Source organism: Brevibacillus fortis, assembly GCF_046196545.1.
Taxonomy (GTDB): Bacteria; Bacillota; Bacilli; order Brevibacillales; family Brevibacillaceae; genus Brevibacillus; species Brevibacillus fortis_A.
Genome location: NZ_CP176370.1, coordinates 4450732 through 4472500 on the forward strand (window position 1 = coordinate 4450732; position 21769 = coordinate 4472500).

At 48.0% G+C, this 21769-nt stretch carries 24 protein-coding genes and 7 tRNA genes (1 of these 31 cut by a window edge); 3 read left to right on the forward strand and 28 right to left on the reverse strand.

Features of this window, described 5'->3' with window-relative positions; translation table 11 throughout:
• Positions 1–24: 24 nt before the first annotated feature.
• The 8 genes from ACKKE8_RS21980 to ACKKE8_RS22015 all read right to left on the reverse strand — a co-directional run bounded on the left by ACKKE8_RS21980 (position 25) and on the right by ACKKE8_RS22015 (position 5940).
• The gene (locus ACKKE8_RS21980) at positions 25–942 is read right to left on the reverse strand and encodes a fumarylacetoacetate hydrolase family protein (protein ID WP_409174906.1); all 918 of its coding nucleotides are present in this window, start codon (positions 940–942) and stop codon (positions 25–27) included.
• A 281-nt stretch (positions 943–1223) separates the two neighbouring features.
• A complete protein-coding gene (locus ACKKE8_RS21985; RefSeq protein ID WP_409174907.1) occupies positions 1224–2144 on the reverse strand; it encodes an RluA family pseudouridine synthase in 921 nt (306 codons plus the stop codon).
• A gap of 85 nt (positions 2145–2229) precedes the next feature.
• Positions 2230–2709 carry a hypothetical protein gene (locus ACKKE8_RS21990; protein ID WP_409174908.1) on the reverse strand — a complete coding sequence of 160 codons (480 nt, stop codon included), beginning with the start codon at positions 2707–2709 and terminating at the stop codon, positions 2230–2232.
• A gap of 73 nt (positions 2710–2782) precedes the next feature.
• Positions 2783–3487 (reverse strand): MBL fold metallo-hydrolase, encoded by a 705-nt coding sequence (locus tag ACKKE8_RS21995; RefSeq protein ID WP_409174909.1) that lies wholly within the window; start codon positions 3485–3487, stop codon positions 2783–2785.
• A gap of 7 nt (positions 3488–3494) precedes the next feature.
• On the reverse strand, positions 3495–4124 hold the full coding sequence (locus tag ACKKE8_RS22000) for a TetR/AcrR family transcriptional regulator (RefSeq protein ID WP_409174910.1): 630 nt from the start codon (positions 4122–4124) through the stop codon (positions 3495–3497).
• Positions 4125–4301: 177 nt separating this feature from the next.
• The gene (gene tpx / locus ACKKE8_RS22005) at positions 4302–4823 is read right to left on the reverse strand and encodes a thiol peroxidase (RefSeq protein WP_007717107.1); all 522 of its coding nucleotides are present in this window, start codon (positions 4821–4823) and stop codon (positions 4302–4304) included.
• Between the two features lie 89 nt (positions 4824–4912).
• Positions 4913–5446, reverse strand: a complete 534-nt coding sequence (locus ACKKE8_RS22010) for a hypothetical protein (protein ID WP_409174911.1) — start codon at positions 5444–5446, stop codon at positions 4913–4915.
• A 50-nt stretch (positions 5447–5496) separates the two neighbouring features.
• The gene (locus ACKKE8_RS22015) at positions 5497–5940 is read right to left on the reverse strand and encodes a gamma-glutamylcyclotransferase family protein (protein WP_409174912.1); all 444 of its coding nucleotides are present in this window, start codon (positions 5938–5940) and stop codon (positions 5497–5499) included.
• Between the two features lie 112 nt (positions 5941–6052).
• Here ACKKE8_RS22015 and pyc point away from each other — a divergent pair, with 112 nt between their 5' ends.
• Complete coding sequence (pyc, locus tag ACKKE8_RS22020; protein WP_409174913.1) at positions 6053–9499, forward strand: pyruvate carboxylase; 3447 nt, start codon at positions 6053–6055, stop codon at positions 9497–9499.
• A gap of 73 nt (positions 9500–9572) precedes the next feature.
• Positions 9573–10259 carry a hypothetical protein gene (locus ACKKE8_RS22025; RefSeq protein ID WP_409174914.1) on the forward strand — a complete coding sequence of 229 codons (687 nt, stop codon included), beginning with the start codon at positions 9573–9575 and terminating at the stop codon, positions 10257–10259.
• 66 nt (positions 10260–10325) lie between these two features.
• Here ACKKE8_RS22025 and ytfJ read toward each other — a convergent pair whose 3' ends face one another.
• The 13 genes from ytfJ to ACKKE8_RS22090 form a co-directional block, all read right to left on the reverse strand.
• Positions 10326–10808 (reverse strand): GerW family sporulation protein, encoded by a 483-nt coding sequence (gene ytfJ / locus ACKKE8_RS22030; RefSeq protein WP_409174915.1) that lies wholly within the window; start codon positions 10806–10808, stop codon positions 10326–10328.
• Between the two features lie 108 nt (positions 10809–10916).
• Complete coding sequence (locus ACKKE8_RS22035) at positions 10917–11576, reverse strand: DUF2953 domain-containing protein (protein ID WP_409179178.1); 660 nt, start codon at positions 11574–11576, stop codon at positions 10917–10919.
• A gap of 66 nt (positions 11577–11642) precedes the next feature.
• Complete coding sequence (locus ACKKE8_RS22040) at positions 11643–12611, reverse strand: S-layer homology domain-containing protein (RefSeq protein WP_409174916.1); 969 nt, start codon at positions 12609–12611, stop codon at positions 11643–11645.
• 149 nt (positions 12612–12760) lie between these two features.
• The gene (gene sleB / locus ACKKE8_RS22045) at positions 12761–13408 is read right to left on the reverse strand and encodes a spore cortex-lytic enzyme (protein WP_409174917.1); all 648 of its coding nucleotides are present in this window, start codon (positions 13406–13408) and stop codon (positions 12761–12763) included.
• A gap of 94 nt (positions 13409–13502) precedes the next feature.
• A complete protein-coding gene (gene spoVAE / locus ACKKE8_RS22050) occupies positions 13503–13853 on the reverse strand; it encodes a stage V sporulation protein AE (RefSeq protein WP_088908677.1) in 351 nt (116 codons plus the stop codon).
• A 16-nt stretch (positions 13854–13869) separates the two neighbouring features.
• Positions 13870–14874, reverse strand: a complete 1005-nt coding sequence (spoVAD, locus tag ACKKE8_RS22055; RefSeq protein WP_088908678.1) for a stage V sporulation protein AD — start codon at positions 14872–14874, stop codon at positions 13870–13872.
• Positions 14875–14877: 3 nt separating this feature from the next.
• Positions 14878–15351, reverse strand: a complete 474-nt coding sequence (spoVAC, locus tag ACKKE8_RS22060; protein WP_088908679.1) for a stage V sporulation protein AC — start codon at positions 15349–15351, stop codon at positions 14878–14880.
• Between the two features lie 15 nt (positions 15352–15366).
• On the reverse strand, positions 15367–16227 hold the full coding sequence (locus tag ACKKE8_RS22065) for a DUF421 domain-containing protein (RefSeq protein WP_409174918.1): 861 nt from the start codon (positions 16225–16227) through the stop codon (positions 15367–15369).
• Positions 16228–16309: 82 nt separating this feature from the next.
• Positions 16310–16516 carry a DUF1657 domain-containing protein gene (locus tag ACKKE8_RS22070; protein WP_409174919.1) on the reverse strand — a complete coding sequence of 69 codons (207 nt, stop codon included), beginning with the start codon at positions 16514–16516 and terminating at the stop codon, positions 16310–16312.
• A gap of 149 nt (positions 16517–16665) precedes the next feature.
• Positions 16666–16872, reverse strand: coding sequence for an alpha/beta-type small acid-soluble spore protein (locus ACKKE8_RS22075; protein WP_047068578.1), 207 nt, complete (start codon positions 16870–16872; stop codon positions 16666–16668).
• A 79-nt stretch (positions 16873–16951) separates the two neighbouring features.
• Positions 16952–18082 carry an MGDG synthase family glycosyltransferase gene (locus ACKKE8_RS22080; RefSeq protein ID WP_409174920.1) on the reverse strand — a complete coding sequence of 377 codons (1131 nt, stop codon included), beginning with the start codon at positions 18080–18082 and terminating at the stop codon, positions 16952–16954.
• Positions 18082–18666, reverse strand: coding sequence for a YkoP family protein (locus tag ACKKE8_RS22085; protein ID WP_409174921.1), 585 nt, complete (start codon positions 18664–18666; stop codon positions 18082–18084). Before ACKKE8_RS22085 ends, ACKKE8_RS22080 begins: the two co-directional genes overlap by 1 nt.
• A gap of 121 nt (positions 18667–18787) precedes the next feature.
• Complete coding sequence (locus ACKKE8_RS22090) at positions 18788–19438, reverse strand: TerC family protein (RefSeq protein WP_409174922.1); 651 nt, start codon at positions 19436–19438, stop codon at positions 18788–18790.
• Positions 19439–19651: 213 nt separating this feature from the next.
• Between ACKKE8_RS22090 and ACKKE8_RS22095 the strand changes: the two genes are divergently transcribed.
• Entirely contained in the window at positions 19652–20818 is a 1167-nt protein-coding gene (locus ACKKE8_RS22095) for a sensor histidine kinase (protein ID WP_409174923.1), read from the forward strand.
• A 289-nt stretch (positions 20819–21107) separates the two neighbouring features.
• Here ACKKE8_RS22095 and ACKKE8_RS22100 read toward each other — a convergent pair.
• The 7 genes from ACKKE8_RS22100 to ACKKE8_RS22130 all read right to left on the reverse strand — a co-directional run.
• Positions 21108–21181, reverse strand: a tRNA-Gly gene (locus ACKKE8_RS22100).
• Between the two features lie 14 nt (positions 21182–21195).
• Positions 21196–21283, reverse strand: a tRNA-Leu gene (locus ACKKE8_RS22105).
• Between the two features lie 25 nt (positions 21284–21308).
• A tRNA-Pro gene (locus ACKKE8_RS22110) sits at positions 21309–21385 on the reverse strand.
• A 34-nt stretch (positions 21386–21419) separates the two neighbouring features.
• Positions 21420–21493 (reverse strand) — tRNA-Arg (locus tag ACKKE8_RS22115).
• Positions 21494–21499: 6 nt separating this feature from the next.
• Positions 21500–21575 (reverse strand) — tRNA-Gly (locus ACKKE8_RS22120).
• Between the two features lie 8 nt (positions 21576–21583).
• Positions 21584–21670, reverse strand: a tRNA-Leu gene (locus ACKKE8_RS22125).
• A 65-nt stretch (positions 21671–21735) separates the two neighbouring features.
• Positions 21736–21769: transfer RNA gene (locus ACKKE8_RS22130), tRNA-Lys, on the reverse strand (it continues 42 nt past the right edge of the window).

Below are 21769 nucleotides of genomic sequence, written 5' to 3' on the forward strand. Positions count from 1 at the left end.
CGTTCCTTCCTCCTTTTATCATCCTTATTCACAAATCGTATTGCGAAGCACACCGAGGCGTTCCACCTCTAGCTCCACTACATCACCTGGCGCAAGCCAAGCATACTGCTCTGTCCCCAGCTCCAAAATGCAGCCAGTCCCTACTGTTCCCGATCCGATGACATCCCCGGGATACAAGGAACAGTCGTCTGAGGCGCGGGCAATCATTTCAGCGAATGTATAGTGAATGTCTCTGAAGTTTCCTTTTGAATACTCCCTACCATTGATGCGTGCCACCATCTCCAGATCGTAGCGGCTGCCCTTTTCGCCTGCGATACGTACATCTGCCAGCTCCTCCGGTGTAACCAGCCACGGTCCCATCGACGTGGCGAAGTCTTTGCCCTTGGCTGGCCCTAAGCCGACCTTGACCTCCTCCCGTTGTATATCCCGGGCGCTCCAGTCGTTTAAGATACAATATCCTGCGATGTGCTCTTCAGCTCGTTCAACTGGAATGTTTACTCCTGCTTTTCCTATCACGCAGGCAATTTCCAGCTCATAGTCTAACCACTCGGTTGCTTTTGGTCTGCGAATATTCGCTTGCGTCCCTGTAAAAGCTGCTGCATTCGAAAAATAAAAGACGGGGAAGTGATACCATTCGGGCACCATCGGAAGTCCGCGTTTGGCTCGTGCTGTCTTCACATGGGCCTCGAAGGCATAAAAGTCTCGAAAGCTGGCGGGACGTGGAAGTGGCGAACCTAGCTCGACTTGCTCCAAATCCCAGCCATCCTGTGCCTCGTATGCTGTTTTAAGAACGGGTAACCAGTTCGCCCACTCCTCGAGCAAGCCACTCACTGTACTCGGCGCCCCCGGACAAGCATGTGCAATATCTTTGACTCTTCCTTCATGCACGAGCCCCGCTCGCCAAGCATCCCTTTCCCTCTCTCGATAGGAAACCAGCTTCATGAAACCCTCTCCTTCTCTTGGGCGAATACGAAAACCCAGCTCACCCCCAAGGCAATTCCGGTGCATGACAAATATAAAGGGAAACCCTCTTTGTCAAAACGATCCGAAACAGGCATCAGGCGCAAGCTGGGTCTAGTCTGCTACTGAAAAAAATCTTTGCGGGATTTTCCCCCGCAGACAGCCAGCTATTCTCTGTTGTGTTTCCAATGTTTGTAACGAATTTCTTCTATCATATCGAAAACGCTTACAGCTTTCCAGAGGGAAATGACGAAATTTTTCGCCTAGGTCATTTCCTTGCACGGATAATCGAGAAAAAATTGGTGGACTAGCTGCTCCATATCACTTGGCAGCGGCTCCTCCCAGCTCATCGCAATACCGCTACGCGGATGGACAAAGGATAGCCCCCATGCGTGCAAAGCTTGTCTGCCGATATGCTCCCGTTCTCCCCCGTACAGATCATCTCCTGCAAGTGGGTACCCTTCACTGCTCATATGTACGCGAATCTGATGCGTGCGCCCCGTCTCCAACTTTACCTCGACAAAACTCATGCCTTTCCCTCGGGCAAGCACACGATAATGGGTAACAGCTGTCTGCCCATCCGGCCTTACCTGTCTGGTGATAAACGAATTTTCCGCCAGGCCAATTGGCGCATCAATCGTACCTTCATTAGACTCAACGATCCCTTGAACGATAGCTCGATAGGTACGCTGCAGCGTCCTGATCTGTTGCATGCGGCTGAATTGTTCATGCGCCCATTGATTCTTGGCTACGATCATCAATCCAGATGTATCTTTATCCAAACGGTTCACTGCTCGGAACTTTCTGTTCTCGCCACGCTTTTTCCAATAAGCGATCATCCCGTTTGCCAAAGTTCCACTGGGATGATTTCCTGTCGGATGAACGACCAATCCCGCTGGCTTTGCGATGACCATCAAATCCTCGTCCTCGTAGCGGACGGAGAGCGGCATATCCTCTGGGGCAACGGTCTCTTCCGCCTCTTCTTCAACCATGACTGCTATTTTGTCGCCGGCTTGCAATTTTTCGTTCACAAAAACGAGAACGCCATTCCGAGTAATGGAGCCTTTAAACTTGGCACGTATGAGCAAGCGGCGTGATACACCATAACGCTTTTGCAGTACTTCTCGCACCGTTTGTCCTGCATCTGTCTCATCAACCGTGAAGCTTATTAATTCTTCTAGCATGTTGTCTCTCCTTTAAGTCTTCCCTCCCCCTCAGTATAGCAAAAAACGATCATGGCTGTTTGGCCATAACCGTTTGGAGTGACTATCAGATGTTGTCTTTCACTTCGATGACAAATGCATGACCTGCATCCCCTTGCGTCCACTGACCGCGAACATCGTACAGATACCAGCCCGGCTGTTCGGGCGCCTTCCACTGATTGCCGTTTTCCACTGATTGCTCAACTGCATTCATACCGTTCCATTGGGTTACCTTGAGCGTATTTGCAGTTGGCTGCTGGGCAAAAGTGACGGTCAGCGTCGCCCCCGGCTTTACTTGCAGGGGTGCAGGCTTTTGCTCTGCGACGAGTTCCGGTGGTGCCGCCGTATCCTTGCAGATCGCTTCGCTATTATAGCTCCAGCAGGAAGACGCGGGCACCGTCGCAGCAGTTTTTCCGCTCCATTGAATGACTGGCTGCGGTGGTTCCGTGAGCTGCGAAGTCCCTTGCGCAGACGTTCCGTTCCCGCACCCAGTCAGTAACAGTGTCGCTATCAGAAATAGTTGACCAATCCATCCTACCTTTTTCATCCAATCACCTCAAACCTATGACGCGAGAAAACATGGATTCGTTTCATACGATTCGGCTCAGTCGAAAAGTGCTCTATGATTGCCAAACACGAGTTGGAATCGAAAAAGAAGTAGAGACCTCTTTTAAATAGTCGTCGAGCTGTTCTGCAGGATTTTGGATCGGTTTGCCATGGCATACTTCCAAATGGCGTGGTTGCAATTGGCGGACAATCAAACTGCTTTTGAGTGCTTCTGCCATATCCGCAGTAAACATCGGCATAGGGCGATGCAATCTGCCACGTTTGGAAGTAAACAAGTCTCCCGCCAAAAGCACTCCGTCCTTTTCGTGATAATACACCACATGCCCCGGCGAATGACCAGGTGTCAGATAAGGTTGCAGTCCGCCAATGGGAGCTACATTCCCTTCGGCATCCTCTGGCAAAGACTCAGCAAGGCCAGGCTGGACGTTTACTTCCAGCTTTTTACGACGAGGATACAGCTCTTTCCCTTCCATATACGGAATCTCGATTCGATGGGCAAAGACTGGTACGGATTCTGCCGCCGCAATTTTTTTTACGGCCCCCACGTGATCCGAATGACCATGCGTCAGCAAAATTCGTTTGAGTGGTCCTGCATTCAGCTGCTTGACAAAAGCCAGAATCCGTTTCGTCATAAATGGCATCCCCGCATCTACAAGCGTAACGCCATCCTCCTCCCTGACAATCCAAACCCGCAAAGGAATCAACAACCACGCTTTGATACACCAAATGTTCTCCGAGATTTGCTCCACTCTGATCATTCTCTCGTCACTCCCTATTCATTATTTTTTGACTGCCTGCGAGAAAAACATCTACGGATAGAGCGAATGTAGGTGCTAGCCTTTCCATCAAGCTGTCCAATGGTTCTTCGGAATGTGTATACGTACCGACGATGCCATGCAGCGTGTAGAAGTAAATCCGTGCATGGGCCAGCGCTTTTTCTTCCTCTATGTCACTTGGCAAGCAACGTCTTACAGCCTGCTTCAACAAATCAAACAATTGATTGCGCAGCGTTTGCAATTCTTTTACCGGTTCCTCTACATCGATCCTAGAGGCTTTAATCATAAAGAATAAGGTATACATCGTTCGATTGCGCAAGCAAAAGTGGATGAACTGACTGCTGATTTCACGCAGGATCTCTTCTGGTGTTCTTCCGTGTTTGGACAGTGTTTCTTCCATTTGTAGAGCCAAGCTTTGCAAAGGTTCCTTGGACAGATGATGAAGCAGCGCTTCTTTGTCCTTGAAATAAATATAGAGGGTTGTATGGGAACAGCCAGCTGCTTTGGCGATTTCCCTAATAGAAACCGTATCAAAGCCTCGGGTAGCGAAAAGGTCTGCTGCCGCCGTCAAAATCGCCCGTTTCGTTTCTTCTGAGCGTATTTCCTGTTTGCTTGCCATGCGTGATATTCAGCTCCTTACTTCTTGAGAAACTTTAGTAACCAGTGGTTAGTAACCGTTGGTTATAATATAACCACTGGTTACTAAATTCGTCAAGACTATTTTTTCCACTTGCTGCAAATAAAAAACTCCCTTTTCGTCACTTGGACAAAAAGGGAGCTTACTTATTAAAATTGCTTACTTCGCAGCTTGTGCAGCAGCAATCGCAGCTTCGTAGTTTGGATGCTCACCAGCAGCAGCCACATACTCAGCGTGTACAACCTTGTCGTTTGCATCGATTACGAATACAGCGCGAGCCAAGAGACGGAATTCTTTGATCGCTACGCCGTAAGCTGTACCGAAGGACAGGTCTTTGTGGTCAGATACTGTTTTCACTTTGTCGATGCCAGCAGCACCGCACCAGCGGTTTTGAGCGAATGGCAGGTCAACGGAAACAGTCAGCACAGTAACGCCTTCCAATTTCGCAGCCTCTTCGTTGAAACGGCGAGTTTGTGCATCGCACACGCCAGTGTCAATAGAAGGGATTACGGAGATGATGCGAACAGTGCCTTTGGAATCTTCCAAAGTTACAGGGGACAGATCGCCACCTACTACAGTAAAGTTAGGAGCAGTGTCTCCTACTTTGATTTCAGGACCGAGCAGTGTTACAGGACCACCTTTGAATACAAATGCGCCTTGACGCTCAACAGCAGTTGTCATGATTTCTTCCTCCTCACCAAATCTTTCAGTATGTACCTCAATTATCATACCCTATCATTCACTTTTTTTCACTATGCCAATAGTAGAAATTACAGATTCACTTGCACTTTTCCGTTTCGCTTGGCTTGTACCTCGGCGATTCGCTTCACTTCATGCTCATACTCCCAATCCGTTTTCGCATTCAGCTCATGGCAGCGCATCAGCGCGTGATAGAGGGCAAAAGCGAAGGTAACCTGCTTCATTTCGTACCGCGTTCCATGTGCTTTCGGCAATGCCGTGTTGATAATCTCAATTTGATACGTGGCTTTTTCCCGCTTGTCCCTGACTGGCACGATATACCCCATACGCTTTAAGACATGACCGTAATCGAATTCTCCCTCATCGTCAAAATCAATGGTGTCGTCCGATGTTGCCAAATACTCCAGCAAGGTCCCCATATCCAGCGTTTCGAAGCAAGCAGGCTGTGGCAAGGACAAAACTGAGCCATCATTGTTTACAAAATAAATATGGTCGCGATAATGAAAGATCAGTTCATCTCCTGGAACTTCGTCGGGAAACATCCAGTGATTTTGCGGAATCAGGTAACGCCAGATTTGTGCAGGTTCACAATGGAGTAATTCCATGGCAGGGCTCCCTCCTTTTTCCCTACCAGTTTTGGCAAAACTAGCACTGGCTATTCAGACAGCTCCTGCATGTAGCGTCGCCAATTCCCATGTGGAATGTGCACCCCTGTTTGCTTAACCAGCTCTTGATCCAAATAACGATAAACGTAGACGTTCACGACCTGACCTGTTCCTACCATCGTCGCTGGCACGATAATCCGCTCGTATTCATTGCGAGGATCACCCTCGCCATAGTACGTCTCCAGCTCGTCCAGTCCGGCTAGCGCTTGCTCGTACACATCAGGGGCAAACGTGACGATCTCCCCTACGACCTCCTGCTCTCCCTTCAGCAATCCCGGATACCCTGCCGGCAAATGATAGATCTCGCCTTGAATCGTCGCAGGTGTTGCCTCATGCTTATACGGTTTTACATAATTCCTACAATTACCAAAGCCCGTCAAAAGTGTGCCGTACACAAATACAGGCAGCTTGTCGTACTGATTGTTCACATTCATCCATCCTCCTGTTATCGAAAAAAGTGTGTCTTGTGTCGAGAAAATTTTGTATATTTGTTCTATATATAATTTTAATACGTCTTTTTTTCCGAGACGTAAGGGGGAGAGAATAATGAAAAAGAGAAAAATCAATCGCCTACTGGTAGCAAACCGCGGTGAGATCGCCATTCGGATCTTTCGCGCAGCAACGGAACTCGGCATACGTACAGTAGCCGTATACTCCGAACAGGACAACGTTTCTATCCATCGCTTCAAGGCTGACGAGTCTTACTTGGTTGGAGCGGGAAAAGGGCCTATTGAGGCTTACCTCGATATCGAAAGTATCATCGAAATTGCAAAGCGCAACGATATCGATGCCATTCACCCAGGCTATGGATTCCTTGCTGAGAATGCTGATTTTGCAAAGCGTTGCCAAGAGGAAGGCATCATTTTCATTGGACCATCCCCTGAGCTGATCGACAAATTCGGGGACAAGGTAGAAGCCCGTCGTCTTGCGATTGAAGCCAACATCCCAGTGATTCCTGGCACTCCGGAGCCAATCGAAACACTCCAAGAGGCGCTTCTCTTTGCCAAAGAATACGGCTACCCCATCATTATTAAAGGCGTATCTGGCGGCGGAGGCCGTGGCATGCGTATCGTCCGCAGTCAGGAGGAATTGCAAGATTCGCTAGATCGCGCACGTTCCGAGGCCCGCTCTTCCTTCGGCAATGCCAAGGTGTATTTGGAGCGATACTTGGAACAGCCCAAACACATCGAGGTCCAAATTCTCGGTGACAACCACGGAAACATCGTCCATCTGTATGAGCGCGATTGCTCTGTTCAACGGCGCCATCAAAAATTGGTCGAAGTAGCACCGAGCCAATCGTTGGATGACAAACTGCGTGAAGATATTTGCCAGGCTGCTCTCACTCTCATGCAAAAAGCCGGTTATTCGAACGCTGGTACTGTCGAGTTCTTGTTAACGCCGGACAAGCGTTTTTATTTTATAGAAGTCAACCCACGCATTCAAGTAGAGCACACCATCACGGAACTCATCACTGGAATCGACATTGTACAGTCGCAGATTCGCGTAGCCGAGGGTCATGCGCTCTCCGATGAGGAGATTGGCATCCGATCCCAGAGTGATATCCAGATGAGTGGTTTTGCTATCCAATGCCGTGTCACGACGGAAGACGCAGAAAACAACTTCCTGCCAGATGCCGGTCGCTTGTCCGCCTGGCGTTCCGGTGGCGGCTTCGGCGTAAGGCTGGACGGCGGCAATGGTTATCCAGGCGCGATCATTACACCGTTTTATGACTCGCTTCTGGTCAAAATCTCCACGTATGGCGCGAGCTTTGATCAAGCCGCTCGCAAAATGCTGCGAACATTGCGTGAGTTCCGTATTCGTGGTGTGAAAACGAACCTGCCGTTTCTGGAAAATGTCGTAACACATCCTGATTTTTTGAGTGGCAACTACAATACGTCGTTTATTGACACCAAACCAGAGCTGTTCATCTTCCCTGGCCGTCAAGACCGGGGTACCAAATTACTATCTTATATCGGCGACACGATTGTCAACGGATATCCTGGTCTCAATAAATCGGAGAAAAAGCCGCACTTCGACTCGCCTCGCATCCCGCGGACACCATTTACTCAGCCATATCCGGACGGTACGAAGCAAATTCTGGACAAAGAAGGTGCCGACGGTCTGGTCCGCTGGATTCAGGCACAGAAGCAGGTGCTTGTCACAGACACGACATTCCGCGATGCCCACCAGTCTTTATTTGCTACCCGTGTGCGCACCTACGATCTCGCCTCCATTGCAGAAGCGACAGGCAAGCTCGGTTCCGGGCTCTTCTCGCTGGAGATGTGGGGCGGCGCCACTTTTGACACGACGATGCGCTTTTTGCAGGAATCTCCCTGGGAACGACTGCAAATTCTCCGCCAACGCATACCGAATGTCCTGTTCCAAATGCTGTTGCGCGGAGCCAATGGCGTAGGCTACACCAATTACCCGGATAATGTGATCCACGCCTTCGTCAAAGCCTCTGCGGAAAATGGCATCGATGTCTTTCGGATCTTTGACAGCCTGAACTGGCTTCCCGGCATGCAAACAGCTATTGAAGCCGTACGTGAATCTGGCAAGGTAGCCGAAGCAGCGATTTGCTACACCGGAGATATTCTGGACCCGACCAAGACCAAATACAGCTTGGCCTACTATGTCAATCTGGCTAAAGAATTGGAAAAAGCAGGTGCCCATATTCTCGCGATCAAGGATATGGCAGGTCTTTTGAAGCCGTATGCTGCTTATTCGCTCGTCTCTGCTTTAAAACAAGAAATTAGCATTCCGATCCATCTGCATACACACGATACGTCAGGAAACGCTGGCGCCATGCTTCTGAAAGCGATCGAAGCAGGCGTGGATATCGTCGATGCTTGCGTCAGCTCCATGTCTGGACTCACTTCCCAGCCAAGCTTGAACGGGTTGATCGCGAGCCTAGCCCATACGGAGCGTGAGACTGGCTTATCTCTTGAATCGTTCAACAAGCTATCTGATTACTGGGAGGATGTACGTCCGTACTACCAAGGTTTTGAAAGCGGCATGAAAGCGAGCAACACTGAGGTGTACGTTCACGAAATGCCTGGAGGCCAATACACCAATCTGGAGCAGCAGGCCAAAGCGGTTGGTCTGGAAGGTCGTTGGGACGAAGTAAAGCATATGTATGCTGTCGTCAATCAAATGTGTGGCGACATCGTAAAAGTGACCCCGTCATCCAAGGTCGTCGGTGACATGGCATTGTTCATGGTCCAAAATAACTTGAATGAGGAAAATATTTGGGAGAAAGGCACACGCCTCGACTTTCCTGATTCCGTCATTCAATTTTTCCAAGGGTATCTTGGCCAACCGCCGGGAGGATTCCCGAAGGAGTTGCAGGAGCTCGTGCTAAAAGGTCGCGATGCCTTTACGGCACGTCCTGGCGAATTGCTCGCACCCATTGACTTTACGCAAGTTACTGCTGAGCTGGAAGCCAAAATCGGACGTGAGCCCAGTCATCTAGACGTCCTGTCCTATATCATGTATCCGCAAGTCTATTTGCAATTTGAACAACGCCTGAAGGAATACGGTGACCTGTCGGTATTGAATACGGGAACGTTTTTCTACGGGTTGCGTCCGGGTGAGGAAACCGCCATTACGATCGAGCGCGGTAAAACGCTGATTATCAAGCTGGTCGCAGTCGGCGAGCTACATCCAGATGGCCGACGCATCATCTATTTTGAACTGAACGGACAGCCACGTGAAATCTTCATCCGTGACCAGTCTGCGAAAATCTCTGAACTGATCCGCCGGAAAGCTGAAGCGCAAAACCCTGCCCACCTCGGTGCCTCCATGCCAGGAAAAGTGCTCAAGGTGCTTGTAGCTGAAGGTGACAAGGTGCGTAAAGGCGAGCATCTTTTGGTGAGTGAAGCGATGAAGATGGAGACGACGATTCAAGCCCCGCTCGACGGAAAAATTAAATCCGTCTACGTGAAAGCAGGCGAAGCCATTCAAACTGGCGATCTGCTCATTGAAATGGAGTAGGCATCGTCTATAATAAGAGATAGTAAATTGTTCCTGGGGATTCATTCCATTTGCTTGTGAGGAGGTGACCGACATGAAAACGAATCGAGTCAGCCATGTTCCATTTACGCAGCGGGTAGGCCGCTATCATTCCCATATGCTTCAAGCAAAATTAAGTACGCCGGTCAATCCGATCTTCCGTTATAATTTGCAGCCGTTCTACACTCGTCAGCAGCAATGGACAACGGAGCTTTCCGATTCCTTATCGCGTCTGTACCGGTTTTCCTCCGATTTGGAGAAGAGTGCTCAGGAATTTATTGCCGCAGGGAAAGACAGCGAGGCTGGACCTGATATTGAGCTATTCCATGAGCGAACACACTCATTAGTAAGTAAATACAATCGCCTGCAAGTATTTCTTGCGGAAAAAGCAGATACCTTGACGACGCAAAAACTGGATGCATTCGCTCAAGTGGCAAAAGACGCAGAGGAAAAACTCCAAACGTTTGGAATCAAGCTGTTACCAGATGGACAGCTGGAAATGGACGATGAGAAATGGTTGGAGGCCGTACAGACCAACTATGTGGACTATACAAATACAATGGAACGTGTAGCCCAAGCATTCAGAGCAGGTACATTGGGATTGCAAAGCAGACCCCTTGGCTCCTTTTCACGTTACTATGAGGAAGCGATGGCCCTCCATCCTTATATCGCCTCCTCCAGCTCTAGCCTTCATTATCAGCATGTTGCAAAAACAGGCCTGTATGTAAACGAACTCTGGTAATGCCATACGCCTACTAGCGAAAAAACAGGTATGCCCCTTTATGGAGCATACCTGTTTTGTGCTTCCTTACTTTCGATCCATAAGGTCTTCCAAATCTTGTTCTTCTGCTCTGGCAATAATCGTATTGGTATAAACAGGAGGCTCATCCGATTTGGTAAACATCCCCTGAACTTTATCCACGATTTGCGGAACAGAATCCAAAATCCGGTCATAGAGATGGGTCGTATTTTCAAGCGGAATCGAACGAATTCCTTGTTTGCCAACGACCAAAAAAGCTACAGGTGTGATGGAGACACCGCCCCCACTACCCCCGCCAAACGGGTGACCAGTATGTTCGTGTTGCTGATGGTGTTGGTGCCCATTATGGTGGTGTTCGTATTGGAACTCACTACCCCCGGCCGCGAACCCAAATCCTACCTTGGAGATCGGAAGTATGACACTACCGTCAGGTGTCTCAACCGGATCACCAATGATTGTATTCACGTCCACCATTTGCTTGAGATTTTCCATCGCTGTTCTCATGAGGCCTTGAATCGGGTGGTCTGCCATATTTGTCGCTCCTCCTTCCTGTCTGTGTCATGTTTTATCATTCCCCCAATAAATCCAGAGCATGTACCCTGCACAAGGGAATAAATATGCGTGCTCCCACGTTTGTCTTTAGGCACGCGAAGGTGCAGCTTGCCATTTTCGTTGCTTGCTTTTTCGAACCCGAAGAAATACTTTTAGCGCAGAAAAAAGGAAATGACCCAAATAAAAATGTAACACAAAATGAACTTTCGTATGTAAAAGTGGCTGGTTCCAAACAGGCTGTACACTAATCGCTGGCATAACACGCAATGAAATGGCGTGTGAGATAACGCCGACAATCATGCTTTTTACTCCCCAGATTAAGCCTGTCAAAGCACCTGTTTCTGCTGCCTGCCCTGTGCCCAGCAATGTATGCCATTCAAAATGCGTACAACGAATTCGTCTAAACAGCTCCTTTAACAACGGCAACAAATCGCGTACTTTTTCCAGCAAGTCACGATAATTTTGATACCATTTCTTTACTTGCCTCCGTGTAAAGTCTTTGACCCTCTCCCGAACCTTTCTTCCTTGCTGTATCGTTTCCTCCTTCGCTACCAGCTCCGGTCCTGCTTCTGTCAATTTCAAGAGGAGAATGGGAATATCGTATTTCCTTCGAATAACACCCCAAGCTGTAATCGTTATCTCCAAATGATCATCATTGCCCTCGCGACTATAAAAGCACGTCAACTGTATTGGTGTTATGATTACCAAAATAAATAGAACAAGCAATCCAACGAACACCCAAACCATCAAAAAAATCCCACCCCTTCCACGTTAGTATGAGTGGAAAGAGCAGGAAATATGTTCAACATTTTATTAATCAAGCACGTATACTTTAACGCCTTTTTGCAAGCCGTGATTTTCAGCTTCGTTCAACGTCGGAAGATATAGGTCCACATGGCGTTGCTTTACCGCACCACCGATATCAGCTGCCACTGCGTAGCCGTAGCCATCGATGTACAAGTGTGTACCAAGCGGGATGACATTTGGATCAACCGCTACAACACCTTCGCGCAGTGGATACTCCAGATACGACAGGATCTTGTCGTTCGTGTAGCTGTAAGCAGTCGTCTGTACCGTTAATTCCTGGCGAAAAGGTGTACCGTTTGCGAGGGCTTTAGTCGTTCTCGGCTTATCCGAAAGCAAGTGAAGGGCCGTGTATGTGGCTGCTTCGGCTCTCGTCATGTACTTGTTCGGTTTTAATGTACCGTCCTCATAGGCACTCATTAACCCCTTTTGCATGGCGTAAACGAGTGGTCGTTGCTCATTCTCTTTCACGTTGTTCCCATCCGGGTGTTGGTTCAATGTCTGGATCGTCGTAGACCACTTCAAATTATTGACTGCTCCGCTGTCCCCCATCGTTCTTACCAGAATAGAGGCAAGCTCTGCTCTTTTTACCGGGGCATCCGGATGTAAATATAGGTGATTCCCCTGCTTTTGCCCATGGACAATTCCCAGTCGATAGGCCGTCTCTGCATAGGGCGACAGCCAGCTGTTTGCTGGTACGTCCGCAAAGGATGGTTGCTTGTTGCCAAGAGTTTCAATTCCTTTCGCATTGACAAACATCGTGAGCAGTTCACCCAATGTTACGTTGTCATCAGGTCGAAAATATTCGTTTTGACCAATTACGTCGGCTATGTAAAGTTGATTGATTTCTTGTTCTGCCCAATGGCCGCTAATGTCTACATAAGGTGTTTCGTTCCTGTGAGTTGTTTCTGCCTCGACAACTGGTGTACCTATGAGCAAAAAGGCTGCCAGCGAGGCAAGGATCATCCGTTTCTTCATCATCAACCTCCATGGGGAAATTTGTGAATCCTTTCGTATCATTTTATCGAACTATTTTGCAAAAACAATGAACAATAGTTTCCAGTCAAAAGGAAAGCCCTTGAACAGTATCATGACGAAGACTGCTTCAAGGGCTACATGGACGATGGTTAAATGGCAAAAATGTGCTTGCCGATCTTTTTCACTTGCGTACGAGACCAAATCCACTTGGAGGTTGCCGTAACAGGGTTAAAGTAGTAAAGAGAATTTTTGGTTGGGTCCCATCCTCGTACAGCATCCCAAGCTGCCTGGTAAGCAGTCTTGTTAGGAGTCATCCAGAATTGTCCATCATCTACAGCGGTAAACGCTAATGGCTCAAAGATCACACCCGCAAGTGTATTGGGAAATTTTTTGGACTGGATACGGTTCAACGCGACCGCAGCCACAGCTACTTGGCCCTCATAAGGTTCTCCGCGAGCTTCGGAATAGACCAGCTGTGCCAACATCTGCATTTCCGCTTTATTTACCGACACTTTCTTTAGAACGCGCCATGTATTTGGACCAGTGATACCGTCAATCTGTAATCCGTATGCTTTTTGAAACTGTCTGACGGCCTTTGTTGTATTCGCACCGTAAATACCATCCACTTTGCCATTGTAGTAACCCAGCATCTGCAAACGATATTGCAAATCCCATACATCCCCGTTCACACTACCACGCTGAATCTGAGTAGCTGCCAGGGAGTCGGCCGGGAAAATAAACGCTACAGCCATAAAGGCAGCAAGCAAGGTTGTTACTGCTTTCTTGCTCCACCACATAAATTGTTCCCTCCTTTACCCAACCCATTCTACAAGTTGGCGAAAGTAGGTTCAATTCAAGTATTTTGGCACAAGTGGTAACATATACCTGCCATTATCCTTTTGGACGGAACAAGACTGCCGTAATAAATCCGAAGACGATGGCAGCCGAAATCCCTGCGCTCGTCACTTCAAAAATGCCAGTAATAATGCCAATGACTCCATGTTGCTCGGCCTCCGCCATCGCCCCGTGCACCAGTGCATTCCCAAAGCTCGTGATGGGTACTGTCGCTCCTGCTCCGGCAAAATTAACCAGTGGCTCGTATAGACCGAATCCGTCCAGCACTGCTCCCGTGACAACAAGAGAGGACATTGTATGGGCAGGTGTGAGCTTGACGACATCCATGAGAAATTGACCGACTAAGCAAATCGTTCCTCCTACGAGAAACGCCCACAAAAACATCATGGTATCACTCTCCAAGTTACTCCGACTCAACAGCCACGGCATGGGCGATGCAAGGAATGCTTTCTCCCTGCTGGAAGGTCAACGGGGATAAGAGGGCTCCCGTGGCGATCAGCAAGATTCGCTTCCATTCTCCTTGCTTCATCCGCCGAAGTAGATGCCCGTATGTCACTGTAGCGATACAGCCACATCCGCTACCACCCGACCACACATTTGGATTTTCTCCATAAATGAGCTTCCCGCAATCAACATAACGCTCTAAGGGAATGTGCATGTGATGCTTCGGCAACAGATCAGATAAAATGGTATGGCCCGTTCGTCCTAAATCGCCTGTTACGATCAAATCATAATGGTCGTGAGGGAGTTGAAAGTCACGGAAATGCGACTCAATCGTGGATAATGCGGCCGGCGCCATCGCTGCTCCCATATTGAATGGATCTGTCAATCCCATATCGACGACATGCCCAATGGTTGCTCCCGTAATCCGCAATCCCTCACCCTGACTGGCTACAACAGCAGCACCTGCTCCCGTCACTGTCCATTGTGCCGTTGGGGGCTTCTGTGAGCCGTACTCGGTTGGATAACGATATTGCTTTTCCGCAGCCCCATTGTGACTGGAGGTAGCAGCCAAGACATAATCAGCAGCTTGACTATTCACCATGAGAGCAGCCAAGGCCAAGCCTTCCATCGCTGTTGAGCACGCTCCGAAAATCCCCAGAAACGGAATCGAAAGCGTCCGAGCCGAAAAGCTGGCAGATATGATCTGGTTCATTAAATCCCCGGCAAGCATAAAGTTTATTTGCTCTTTCGTAAGCCCCGCTTTCTCCACCGCTTTCGAGCACGCTTCTTCCAGCAGGACTTTCTCCGCCTTTTCCCAGCTGTCTTGTCCGAGATTCAAGTCTCCGTGCAAGATATCAAAGTCTTCGGCTAACGGTCCCTTAGCCTCAAAAGGCCCACCAATCGCAGCGTGCCCGAGAATGACAGGTTTTAAAGGAAAGACCCAAGACTGATGACCTTGGCGCATCCGTCAGCCTCCCATCGTAAACAATGTTTTAATCAAGCCAACCACGAATGCCGCCGCTACACCAAATACGATCACTGACCCCGCGAGCTTGAACATGTTACCGCCGACGCCCAGCACAAATCCTTCGCTGCGGTGCTCGATGGCTGCAGATGCAATCGAGTTGGCAAAGCCCGTAACCGGCACACTCGTACCTGCCCCAGCCCATTGGGCAATCCGGTCATATAGTCCTAGACCGGTCAAGAGAGCCGAAAGAATGATCAAGACAGCTACTGTAGGATTTCCAGCAGTTTTCTCCGTAAAATCGAAGTAGTGAATGAACATTTCTTGTATCCCTTGTCCGATCATACAAATGCCGCCACCCACTAAAAATGCCCGGGTAAAATTGCGCAAAAGCGGTCGCGGAGGCTCGTGCGTCTTTGCCAATTGCTGATATTCTTGCTGGACGGGGGTCAGCTTCTTCTTTTTTTGATCTGCCATGCCGCTCTCTCCTTTTTAACGTATCATGAATGGTTTTACTTGATCGATAATCTGTTGTAGCTGTTCCGAATCGGTTTGGTAGGTACGCTTCATTTGTTCATTCTTTGTACCGAGTGCATATAGCTCCAGATCCGCCTGACATTTTTTCAATGTAGCAAAAGCCAGCTTCATCGCTTGGGCCCCAGGAACCATCAGTTTATCGTCATAGAGGTCGAGATAGAGCTCTCCACCTTTGTCTACTTGCCCGAGGAAAACATTTTCCAAAGCCACTCCGGCTTTTTGCAGCTCTGTGCGAACCCATCTGCGATTCAGGCCTGCTGTTGCCAGGGGCTCATCCATGATCACCCCATCCATAATGACTACTTGATTCTCTTCCGAAGGTGCCACTGTCAATTCAAGGTGTTTGGGTGTTACTGGCTGACTCTCTGATTTTAATAGGACACTGACTTCCCCGCTTGTTTCCATTAACGCAAACTCTACATCAGCTACCCGGAACACGTTTTTGGCTCGTAATTGCTCCATCAAGTCTTCTGCGGTCAAGCGTTCCTTCTTCAGATTGTCCTCCAAAATTTTGCCTTCCTTAATGAGAACCGTTGCTTTCCCTTCAAAAAGGTCACGGAGAAACTTGCTTTTGAGTGAAAGCCACTCCATTAATACAGGGAAGAGCGCAAAAACCCCCATGGCGATCAAACTATGATAGATCGGTCCATCCATTTCGGTTGCCATGAAGGCCGCAATCGAACCGATGCTGATGCCGACGATATATTCGATGTATGTAAGTTGCTTGATTTGCCTTTTCCCAATGATCTTCGTCAATAAAAATAAGTACGCAACTGCGCCAATGGCACGCAGCGTGATATTTATCCAGTCAGGCATATGCCACCTCCATCACCTGAGGTGATTATTATAGATAGGAAAACCAAGAGAGAGGGAGTCCCTCTCCCTTTCCCAACACTTCCTAGAATCCCTTAAACTGTGGTTCTTCCTTTTCCAGCTCCGTTACACGCTGCTGGAGGTTATCTACGATGGATTGCGTTTGTTCTGCTGCTTGCGAATACATTTGCTTCGCTTTCTTATTTTGCGTGCCCAGAGCAAACGTTTCAAAATCTGCTTGTGCGCCTTTCAAGCTGGCAAGCGTCTGTTTTACTTGTGCTCCTACTGTCATATCCACTCACCTCCTAACACATATAGAATCCGCCTCCACCCATTATTTATGCGGTGGTCTGCCGTGTTTTTATCTGTAAATAATTTCCTCATATTAGAAAAATAAAAAGAGAGACACCATAGGTGCCTCCCCTCATCCAGCTTATTAGATTAGCCACGTCCAGCCAGTTGTTGCTCAGCAAAGGAGACAAGACGTTTTGTAATCTCTCCTCCAACTGAACCGTTTTGACGGGAAGTGGTGTCTGCTCCGAGCTGAACGCCGAATTCGGATGCGATTTCGTATTTCAGTTGGTCCAGAGCTTGGTTTGCTTGAGGTACCAGCAGGTTGTTACGGGATCCGCTGTTGTTGTTCGCCATCTGTATCACCTCCTCGTCGTTTGTAAGTTTAATATGTGTGAAGTTTTGCTTGTTCATTCGTTCTTTTTTCCTTCCAATTTTAGTCTGTTAATTGAAGGAGGGCATGGGCTATTCGATGAGCTGCTTCTGGTCGCCCCAGCTTGTCCAAATATCCTACAAAAGCATCCCTTTTTTCTGGCTGACGCCATGACCTGAGGATTTCTTTGATTTCTACAGGAGTTTCAGCCAAGATCGCCGCTTGTTGCTCGAGTAAAAAGGAACAATTATGCTTTTCTTGTCCGGGCAATGGGTGGAATAAAATGAGCGGTGTTTTAAGAGCAAGTGACTCCGCGCACGAAATGCCACCTGGCTTCGTTATATAGGCGTCAGCTGCTCCAATCCACTCCCACATTTGCGGCTCAAACCCTTTCAATATAAAACGATGGTCAGTGCTCTCCGTACCTAACAAGCCCGCCAGTCGTCTGTACAGGCTTGTATTCTTCCCTGTCACGACTACGATCTGCAATGGATGCTCTTCCAACAGCAACTCTCGTACGACCTGCTCCACTCCACCATAACCGCCTTCTCCCCCACCAATCAGCACGGTGAATTGATCTGGCATGAGACCAAGCTGTTTTTTCCAAGCCGCTTTGTCGGTATGCAGCGCTGTAGTAAAAGCAGGCCGAACTGGAATGCCATAAACATGGATTTTTTCAGGGGCAATCCCATAGCGCTCGATTAGCATTTGCTCAATTTGCTCATGTGCCACCATGTAAGCATCAATTTCTGGATGAACCCAAAACCGATTAATATGGAAGTCCGTGGGCACACAAACGAGCTGGAAAGGCTTGGACACCCTTCTCTTCGCTTCTGCCAATGCGGACAAGCAGTATGCATGCGTAGCGATGACGACATCTGGCTTCTCTTCTTGTAACAGTTGATTGGTTAATCTAGCGGATAGCCACCACCCCAGTGCTTTGGTCAATGCACTGCCCAGCATTTCTTCCTGTTCATAGATGCGTTGCCACACGGGTTGACCGTAGCGCAGCATATTACGATAAAAAAAATGAGAGAGCACACGCAAGCTTGGACTGGCGGTTTTTAGTCCTCCCACCACTCGCGCCGATCGTGCACCCTCACTTTCCAGTAAAACTTCCTGCAGAGCTTCGGCAGCCATCCGATGACCACTCCCTGCCCATTCCTCTGTCACTAACAGAAACCGCTTTGCCATTAGTAGGACTCTCCTAGAGGCTGCTTTCCCTCAGCATATCGATTGAGTAAAAATTCCTTGGACATATAAACACGCTTTAGTGGCATTTCATGATTTAATGATTGCAATCGCCGCTTTCCATTGGGATGCACGATTCTGAGCATGAGACGCAAGTACCATCGCTTGTACTTGAAAAACAAGGTCATGGGCACATCAGAAATCGAGAAACCCAAAGGTGTTACCCCTTTATGTAGCATGGTCGTTCCCACTATCCCTTTTATTTGGTCTTTATTTTCCATGGAATTCAGGAACGTGGCTAGCTTCGGCAGTGACTGGAGGATATGTCTACGCAAGAGAAGAGCTACGCGCAATTCATCCTTCACTTCTTTGCACAGGGTAGCAAAGTAATAATTGTGTATATGTAGCTTTAAGATCATATCCCCGTCACGAATGATGCAATTATCGGTAGTAATGAGTGGCTCTCCCCGATAGCGTAAAACCACAATCCGAAATATATTTTTCCCTTTCTCAATATAGGTAAGTCTGGTGCAACGCTGGTAGATTTCATCCCAGTATCCCCATAGCATCAAGAGGCTTGTATTCATTTCGAAATAATTCCTTTCCCGCTATGTTTTCATGAAGCTCGATGTGATCCTGCCTTTTACGCAAAAACGGTCATGATCTTTGTTGTAGTATGCCCCAGAATGTACGATCTTCATCACCTTTTCACGTCCTTTTCATCCGCCCCCAAAACATAACCACTACGGCAGCAAATACGGGCAACCACATATGATTGAGAAGCAAAGGATTCACCCACTTCCAGACATACGGATCCTGAAGACACATATCAACTGCCGTAAAGGTAAGAATTCCTCCGCCAATGATGACCATACTGGGAAAACGATTCATGATGCGGGCAATCCACACACTTCCCCACATTAATAATGGAATACTCATCGCTAACCCCAGCAAAACTAACCATAAATCGCCATGTGCTGCTCCACCAACTGCCAAAACATTGTCCAAACTCATGACAAAATCTGCTACTATGATGGTCCTTATCGCCTGACCAATTGTCTGATTATGCGATACATCTGCGAGCTCTTCATTCTCACCCAGCATCAGCTTACACGCTATCCATAGTAATAATAATCCCCCGATCGCCTTCACGAGAGGAATATCCAACATCCAGGTAGTCATTCCCGTTAGCACAATTCGCAAGAGGATTGCACCCAATGTCCCATATAAAATCGCCCGTTTTCTCTCATTTTGAGGGAGTCCGCGGCAGGCCATACCTATGACCACAGCATTGTCACTGCTTAATACCAGATCGATCATAAAGATGTGTAAAAGACCCAGCCAAAAATACTCGCCCATCCCTGCCTCCCTGGTCCAATAAAGTTCGTCCATTCTACTTTATGCGACTGGAATCGGACTCATGATTGAATATTTTTCCGAAAAAAGGCGGTTTTCAGCGGATTTTGTAGATAAAAACTTCCGAAAAAAATACACTTTATTGCGAAATCAGGCTAATTATACCTTGTCTAAATTAGGCATTTTCCCTTACGATTTTAGTGGGGTGGATAAGAGATGGTGGAGACTGTGACGCTAAACCTTTATGATGTTTCAAGGAAGATTTTAGACTTAACACCAAGTATCACCACAATATGGCTGCAAGAAATTGTTCGCAGCATGGAAATTCCTGTAACCATTCCTCGCGATTTTGCAGAAAAACGAACAGTGCTCTTGGCTCGCTATCTGGTTGAGGATGTAGATCATGACATGCAGACTTGGGCATTAGATATGGGAGAGTGGCTTCGTTCTCAGGAATTCCCCTTCTCCTCCATTTTGCGCACATATCAATTGTACCGGAATGTATTCTGGCGGGTTCTCCAACCAGAATTACATAGATGGTCCCTCTCCTCACAAGAAATGCACTATTTGGAAAGTCAACTGGGCAAGGCCATGGATGAAAGTGTCTTCTGGGCTGTTTATCATTTTGAACAAATGATTAATAAAGAGCTGGTTCAGAAGGAAGAAACGATCTCCTATTTGCATAACGACAAACTGACCATGCTCGGAAAAATTGCCGCCAATATGGCTCATGAGCTGCGCAATCCGCTGTGCGCCATTGAAGGGTTCCTGAAGCTGATCGGCGAGTCTACGCAGGAACAGGCCCAGCTTCAGACGTACATTCAAGTCGTCATGCATGAATTTGAGAATTTACATCGGCAACTGACCGGATTCCTCAGCTTTTCCAAAAAACCAATTCTCGATGAAATTTTTAAAACCGTTCAAGTAGAAGAACTGCTTGAAGAAGTAGAGATGCTGATTACGCCTCGCCTCGTGGGAGAAAACATACGTTTTGAAAAACAAATCCACCCCTGCTCACTCGCATGCTATGAAGAAGGCTTGAAGCAAGTTGTCGTCAATCTATTAAACAATGCCATTGACGCCGTGCAAAATCGTACTGACAAGTATATTCATGTCATTTCCACTTCTTCAGATGGATGGCTCTATTTGAGTGTGGAAAACAACGGCGAAAGGATTCCACCCGAGATTGTGGAAAATCTTTTCCAACCATTCTTTACGACTAAACAAAATGGGACAGGTATCGGCCTGTCCATCTGCAAAAATATAATCGAAAAGCATCAAGGCACGATCCATTGTGATTCCAATGAAAAACGCACACGCTTTATCGTTTCTCTGCCGATTGCGAATGCTCACGAAGTTGGTCCGCGAATGGAAGCTCTCTAAGTCGCTCTCTTGTATCACGCAAAAAAGCCCCCTGACAACGCAGGAGGCAAGGCAAGAGATCCGTTACCAATTTCATCGGTAAGCGACCTTAGTTTTACTGTACACGAAAACATATGTTTCTACCATAGAAAACGTCAGACAGCTTTCGACAAAAATTTATACCTGTATTGAACAAAGGCTTATCTATTCAACGATTGGATAAGCCTTCATACTTTTGCCTCAAGTGAAAATAGGCCTGCTTTCCTAGACGCAAAAAAACAGAGAACCTATTGGCTCTCTGCTTTATGTATGGAGCGGGTGATGGGAATCGAACCCACGCGACCAGCTTGGAAGGCTGGAGTTCTACCATTGAACTACACCCGCATCAAAATAGATGCTGGTGCCGAGGACCGGACTTGAACCGGTACGGGAGAAACTCCCGACAGATTTTAAGTCTGTTGCGTCTGCCCATTCCGCCACCCCGGCAAACCTGTAAAACGTGGGCAAATCATGGTCGGGAAGACAGGATTCGAACCTGCGACCCCTTGGTCCCAAGCCAAGTACTCTACCAAGCTGAGCTACTTCCCGACATTATATTTTCTTCACTTTTGTAGTAAAGAAGCGTGCCCTGAGAGATTCGAACTCCCGACCTTTTGATTCGTAGTCAAACGCTCTATCCAGCTGAGCTAAGGGCACATGTTATGGAGCGGACGAAGGGTCTCGAACCCTCGACCTTCGCCTTGGCAAGGCGACGCTCTACCAATTGAGCTACGTCCGCATGTTCATTGGTGCGGTCGAGAGGACTTGAACCTCCACGGTGTTGCCACCACTAGAACCTGAATCTAGCGCGTCTGCCAATTCCGCCACGACCGCATTTTCCCATCCAAGTAGCCAGAGCTGTTAACAAGCTGACTTTCACTTTTTGGGTTTATAAAAACTGGTGAGCCATGAAGGACTCGAACCTTCGACCCT